Below are 6079 nucleotides of genomic sequence, written 5' to 3'. Positions count from 1 at the left end.
GCCCTTGCGCTTCCACTCCAGGTGCGTGTCCGGAGATGTGTATAAGAGACAGGCGGTTTGCTTAGCGCGTGGTCACGTGACAGGCGGTTCGCTTGGCACGTGATCACGTGACAGGCGGTTCGCACCGTGTCCTCAGGGGTGCTGCTTCCTGGAAACAGCACCCCTGAGGACGTCGATCACAGGCCGCTCAGCTGCCCAGGCCGACGAGCAGCGCCATTCCCCCGACGCACGAGGCGATCCCGCCCGCGAACAGCGCGAGGATGCCGGCGACGGTCGCCGCCTCCCAGCCCTTGCCACGCCGGGTCCTGGCCCGCCTCACAGCCGTTCCGGCGGCGGCGAAGGGCAGCAGTCCCAGCAGCAGCATCAGGAGCCCCATGCCGCGCGCGGCGAGCTGGTCCGGGGTCCCGACGGGGTTGAACAGCCCCATCACGCCACTGGTCAGCAGCCAGCTGCCGCTCAGCAGCGCGGGCACCGCCGCCGCGGCCCCGAACACGGCCAGTGCGGCCGCCCGCAGCGTCTTCCGCGCGCAGCCCCGCAGCGCGGGAAGGCCCGCTCCCACGATCCCCACGGACATTCCGTCCCCCGTTCAGCTCACGTGCCGTTCAGCCCGTCGCCCACAGCACCACGAGCGCCACCGCTCCGACGGCCGCCGGGGCGATGATCTCGTAGGCCCAGCGTACGGAGGGCGTTCCCTGGGCCTCCGGACGGGCGGCGTTGCGCTCGGCGATCTCGCGGAGCTCGGAGACGGCGCGGTCGCCCTGGGCGCGCGCGTCGGCGTCGGCCAGGTAGCCCTTGTGCGCGGCGCTGCCGGCCCGGTCGGGGGCGACGCCTCCCCGGGCGTGCGACTCGGCGCGGGCGCGCCGCCTGGCGGCCTTCTTGCGCTCACGCAGCGAGACCGGGATCGACCACAGCTGGTACTTCCCGCCGTCCGAGGTGTGCACCTCGTTGGTGTAGCTGCCGCGGATCCCGTCGACCGCGCCCCAGGGGAGGGTGATCAGCCGGAACGGGTTGCGCACCCGCATCCGGTCGTCGTTGGCGAAGACGGCCGGCCGCAGGGTGAAGGCGACGACCAGGGGCACGACGCAGAGCAGCGCGGCGAGGGCGACCCAGGGGGTGCGGCCGGTGCCGTCGACGACCGCGTCGATTCCGAGCCATCCGGCGAGCACGAGCAGCAGGACGCCGCCGGCGAGAGCGGAACCGGAACGGTAGGCGCGGTCGGCGTACCGCTGGTCGGGAGGTGTCATGAGGCGATTGTGCCCGATGACCGTCAGGTGTTCGATGACGGCGGTCACAGGCGCGCACGGCGTCCGCGCGCGCCTCGGCCCGCCCCGGCCGACTCTCATCGCGGGCCCGCGATGAGAGTCGTCACAGAGCTCGGCACCCCCTCCCCCTAGCCAGGCCGCTACGCGCGTAGATATGCTCGAGTGGTGACCATGCCCACGACTGCACCCGCATTCTCAGACGCGACCGCGTCCGACAGCGCGCTGCGGCGCTTCCTCCACGGGCTGCCCGGCGTCGACGCCGTCGGCCTGGAGTCCCGCGCCGCCGCCCTCGGCACGCGTTCGATCAAGACCACGGCGAAGGCGTACGCCATCGACCTGGCCGTCTCGATGATCGACCTGACGACCCTGGAAGGCGCGGACACCCCGGGCAAGGTCCGGGCGCTCGCCGCCAAGGCCGTCCACCCCGACCCGACCGACCGCACCACGCCGACGACCGCCGCGGTCTGCGTCTACCCGGACATGGTGGCCACCGCGAAGGCCGCCCTGGGCGACGCCGACGTCAAGGTCGCCTCCGTCGCCACCGCCTTCCCCGCGGGCCGCGCGGCCCTCCCGGTGAAGCTCGCCGACGTCCGCGACGCGGTCGCCGCCGGTGCGGACGAGATCGACATGGTGATCGACCGGGGCGCGTTCCTGGCCGGCCGCTACCTGGAGACCTACGAGCTGATCTCCGCGGTGAAGGCGGAGTGCGCCCGCGCGGACGGCGAGGACGCCCGCCTGAAGGTCATCTTCGAGACCGGCGAGCTGTCGACGTACGACAACATCAAGCGCGCCTCCTGGATCGGCATGATGGCCGGGGCCGACTTCATCAAGACCTCGACCGGCAAGGTCGGCGTCAACGCCACGCCCGCGAACACCCTGCTCATGCTGGAGGCCGTGCGCGACTTCCGCGCGCAGACCGGCGTCCAGGTCGGCGTGAAGCCGGCCGGCGGCATCCGCAGCACGAAGGACGCGGTCAAGTTCCTGGTCCTGGTCAACGAGACCGCGGGCGCGGACTGGCTGGACCCGCACTGGTTCCGCTTCGGCGCCTCCTCGCTCCTCAACGACCTGCTGATGCAGCGCCAGAAGCTCAGCACCGGGCGCTACTCCGGTCCCGACTACGTGACGGTGGACTGATCACCATGGCATCTGTTTTCGAGTACGCCCCGGCCCCCGAGTCGCGCTCCGCCGTCGACATCGCGCCCTCCTACGGCCTGTTCATCGACGGCGAGTTCACCGACGCCGCCGACGGCCAGGTCTTCAAGACGGTCAGCCCGTCCACCGAGGAGGTGCTCTCGGAGGTCGCCCGCGCGGGCGCCGCCGACGTCGACCGGGCCGTGAAGGCCGCGCGCAGGGCCTTCGGGACCTGGTCGGCGCTGCCCGGCTCCGAGCGCGCCAAGTACCTCTTCCGGATCGCCCGGATCATCCAGGAGCGCAGCCGCGAACTGGCCGTCCTGGAGACCCTCGACAACGGCAAGCCGATCAAGGAGACCCGCGACGCGGACCTCCCCCTGGTCGCCGCGCACTTCTTCTACTACGCGGGCTGGGCGGACAAGCTCGACCACGCGGGGTACGGCGGCAACCCGCGCCCCCTGGGCGTCGCCGGCCAGGTCATCCCGTGGAACTTCCCGCTGCTCATGCTGGCCTGGAAGATCGCCCCGGCGCTCGCCACCGGCAACACCGTCGTCCTGAAGCCCGCCGAGACCACCCCCCTCTCGGCGCTGTTCTTCGCGGACATCTGCCGTCAGGCGGGCCTCCCGCGCGGTGTCGTCAACATCCTGCCCGGCTACGGCGACGCGGGCGCGGCCCTGGTCGAGCACGAGGACGTGAACAAGGTCGCGTTCACCGGCTCCACCGCCGTCGGCAAGGCGATCGCCCGGTCCGTCGCGGGGACCGGCAAGAAGGTCACCCTGGAGCTCGGCGGCAAGGGCGCGAACATCGTCTTCGACGACGCTCCCATCGAGCAGGCCGTCGAGGGCATCGTCACCGGCATCTTCTTCAACCAGGGCCAGGTCTGCTGCGCCGGATCGCGCCTCCTGGTGCAGGAGTCGATCCAGGACGAGCTGCTCGACGCCCTCAAGCGCCGCCTTTCGACGCTGCGCCTGGGCGACCCGCTGGACAAGAACACCGACATCGGCGCGATCAACTCCGCCGAGCAGCTCGCCCGGATCACCGCGCTCGCGGAGACCGGCGAGGCCGAGGGCGCCGAGCGCTGGTCCCCGGCCTGCGAACTGCCCTCCTCGGGGTACTGGTTCGCGCCGACGCTCTTCACGAACGTCACCCAGGCGCACACCGTCGCCCGCGACGAGATCTTCGGCCCGGTCCTCTCGGTGCTCTCCTTCCGCACCCCCGACGAGGCGGTCGCCAAGGCCAACAACACCCAGTACGGCCTGTCCGCCGGCATCTGGACGGAGAAGGGCTCGCGCATCCTCGCGGTCGCGAACAAGCTCCGCGCGGGCGTCGTCTGGGCCAACACGTTCAACAAGTTCGACCCGACCTCGCCCTTCGGCGGCTACAAGGAGTCGGGCTACGGCCGCGAGGGCGGCCGCCACGGCCTGGAGGCGTACCTCGATGTCTGAGCAGCAGACCCGCTTGAACGTGTTCAAGACCTACAAGCTGTACGTCGGGGGCAAGTTCCCCCGCTCCGAGAGCGGCCGGGTGTACGAGGTGACCGACACGAAGGGCCAGTGGCTGGCGAACGCGCCGCTGTCGACGCGCAAGGACGCCCGTGACGCGGTCGTCGCCGCGCGCAAGGCGTTCGGCGGCTGGTCGGGCGCGACCGCCTACAACCGCGGACAGGTCCTCTACCGCGTCGCGGAGATGCTGGAGGGCCGCCGGGAGCAGTTCGCGGCCGAGGTCGGCCAGGCGGAGGGCCTGTCGAAGTCCGAGGCCCGCAAGGCCGTGGACGCGGCCGTCGACCGCTGGGTCTGGTACGCGGGCTGGACGGACAAGATCGGCCAGCTCGTCGGCGGCACCAACCCCGTGGCGGGCCCGTTCCTGAACCTGTCGAACCCCGAGCCGACCGGCGTCGTGGCCGTCCTCGCGCCCCAGGAGTCGTCGCTCCTCGGCCTGGTCTCGGTGGTCGCCCCGGTGATCGCGACGGGCAGCACGGCCGTCGTGGTCGCGAGCGAGAAGGCGGCGCTGCCCGCCCTGTCGCTCGGCGAGGTGCTCGCCACGTCCGACGTGCCCGGCGGGGTCGTCAACATCCTGACCGGCCGGGCGGCCGACATCGCTCCGTCGCTGGCCGCGCACCAGGACGTCAACGCGATCGACCTCACGGGCGCGGGCCCGGACCTCGCCCGGGAGCTCGAGGTCGCGGCGGCGGACAACCTCAAGCGCGTGCTGCGCCCACAGGCTGTGGACTGGTCCGCCGACCCCGGCACCCGCCGGCTGACGGCGTTCCTGGAGACCAAGACCGTCTGGCACCCGACGGGCTCGCTCGGCGCGTCCGGCTCGGCGTACTGAACCGCGCCGCCGCACCCGCCCCGCACGCCGCCGCCCCGTCCGCCCGCCCCCTTCTGGAGGCCGGGCCGGCGGGGCGGCGGCGCGCCGCGGGGCGGGTCAGCCCGGCAGCAGGTCCGACAGCGAGGCGCCGCGGGCGAGCGGGCCGGTGAGGATCTCGGTGGAGATGGGCTTGAAGTCGGCGACCTGGGTGCCGAGCGCGTTGGCGAGCGGGTCGACGCTGGTGTTCGCCAGCGGGTTCAGCTGGAGGTCGCCCGCGGGGGTCAGGGCGCTGTTCAGAGCGCCCAGGACGACCGAGGTGGGACCCGAGGGCGTCTGGGCCGCGTCCGCCGCCGAGGCGGCCGCCTGGCCCTCCGCCGGGGCCGCCGCCCCCTCGGCCGCGTGGGCCGCGCCGCCCGCCGCGCCGAGCGCCAGGCCGGCGGCCGAGACCGTGAGGCCCGCGCGCAGCAGCGCCTTGGCGGGGTTCCGGGGAGCTGCGTGTCGGGACATGATCACCTTTCGTCGGCGTAACGATCCGTGCGCGCAGCGTAGTTGAGTGGGCCGTTCCGGCACCAACGGGAGCCGCGGCGGGTCGCACATTCCCTCGCGTGCCGCACAATGGTGTCCCGTGAGCTCCTCCTCGACATCCGCGCGGCCCGCCTCCCGGGTGGTCCTCCTGACCGGCCCCTCGGGGTCGGGCAAGTCCCTCCTGGCCGCCGAGTCGCGCCTGCCCGTCCTGCGTCTCGACGACTTCTACAAGGAGGCGGGCGACCCGACCCTCCCGACGGTCTCCGGCAGCGCGGACATCGACTGGGACCACCCCGCCTCCTGGGACGCCGACACCGCGGTCGCCGCGATCGTCGAACTCTGCGCCACCGGCCGTACGGACGTTCCGGTGTACGAGCTGTCCACCAGCTCCCGTACCGGGGTCGCGACCCTGGACATCGGGCGCACGCCCGTGTTCATCGCCGAGGGCATCTTCGCCGCCGACGTCATCGGGCGCTGCCGCGAGCTGGGGGTGCTCGCCGACGCGCTGTGCCTGTCGCGCGGACCGGTGACGACGTTCCGCCGGCGGCTGCTGCGGGACCTGAGGGAGAGCCGCAAGTCGGTGCCGTTCCTGCTGCGCCGCGGCTGGCGCCTGATGCGCGCTGAGCGCGGCATCGTCGCCCGCCAGACGGGGCTCGGGGCGCACGCGTGCGACAAGGCGGAGGCGCTGGGGCGGCTCGCGGCCGCGGCGGGCCGGCAGCCGGCGGACGCGGTCCGCGCGTAGCGCGCCGGCCCTCCGCGCGGAGGGCGTACGGGGCCGGCTCGGACGACGGGTGCGGGCCGCGCGGGCGCGAACGGAGAGCGGGGCCGGCACGAACCCCCCAGTTCGTGCC

The 6079-nt window shown here is 73.2% G+C and carries 7 protein-coding genes; 4 read left to right on the top strand and 3 right to left on the bottom strand.

Annotated features, from left to right (window positions below; translation table 11 throughout):
- Window positions 1-187: 187 nt before the first annotated feature.
- Both ACFWEG_RS27845 and ACFWEG_RS27840 read right to left on the bottom strand, forming a co-directional pair.
- Window positions 188-568, bottom strand: coding sequence for a hypothetical protein (locus ACFWEG_RS27845; protein WP_387220551.1), 381 nt, complete (start codon window positions 566-568; stop codon window positions 188-190).
- 34 nt (window positions 569-602) lie between these two features.
- Complete coding sequence (locus ACFWEG_RS27840; RefSeq protein ID WP_387220549.1) at window positions 603-1244, bottom strand: PH domain-containing protein; 642 nt, start codon at window positions 1242-1244, stop codon at window positions 603-605.
- Between the two features lie 189 nt (window positions 1245-1433).
- Here ACFWEG_RS27840 and deoC point away from each other — a divergent pair, with 189 nt between their 5' ends.
- The 3 genes from deoC to ACFWEG_RS27825 are packed head-to-tail and all read left to right on the top strand — an operon-like array spanning window position 1434 to window position 4724.
- Window positions 1434-2396: a deoxyribose-phosphate aldolase gene (deoC, locus tag ACFWEG_RS27835; protein ID WP_387220547.1), complete on the top strand. Its 963-nt coding sequence runs from the start codon at window positions 1434-1436 to the stop codon at window positions 2394-2396.
- Between the two features lie 5 nt (window positions 2397-2401).
- Window positions 2402-3838, top strand: coding sequence for an aldehyde dehydrogenase family protein (locus tag ACFWEG_RS27830; protein WP_387220546.1), 1437 nt, complete (start codon window positions 2402-2404; stop codon window positions 3836-3838).
- Complete coding sequence (locus tag ACFWEG_RS27825; RefSeq protein ID WP_387220544.1) at window positions 3831-4724, top strand: aldehyde dehydrogenase family protein; 894 nt, start codon at window positions 3831-3833, stop codon at window positions 4722-4724. Before ACFWEG_RS27830 ends, ACFWEG_RS27825 begins: the two co-directional genes overlap by 8 nt.
- A 96-nt stretch (window positions 4725-4820) precedes the next feature.
- Here the strand turns inward: ACFWEG_RS27825 and ACFWEG_RS27820 are convergent, their stop codons facing one another.
- Window positions 4821-5210: a hypothetical protein gene (locus tag ACFWEG_RS27820; protein WP_387220542.1), complete on the bottom strand. Its 390-nt coding sequence runs from the start codon at window positions 5208-5210 to the stop codon at window positions 4821-4823.
- Window positions 5211-5328: 118 nt separating this feature from the next.
- On the opposite strand from ACFWEG_RS27820, the gene ACFWEG_RS27815 reads away from it, so the two are divergent.
- The gene (locus tag ACFWEG_RS27815; RefSeq protein WP_387220539.1) at window positions 5329-5970 is read left to right on the top strand and encodes a uridine kinase; all 642 of its coding nucleotides are present in this window, start codon (window positions 5329-5331) and stop codon (window positions 5968-5970) included.
- The last annotated feature ends 109 nt before the right edge of the window (window positions 5971-6079 follow it).

Origin of the sequence: Streptomyces sp. NPDC060194, assembly GCF_042728285.1 — a bacterium.
Classification (GTDB): Bacteria; Actinomycetota; Actinomycetes; order Streptomycetales; family Streptomycetaceae; genus Streptomyces.
The sequence above is the reverse complement of the archived record's forward strand: the minus strand, read 5'-3'. Positions and strand labels throughout refer to the sequence as shown.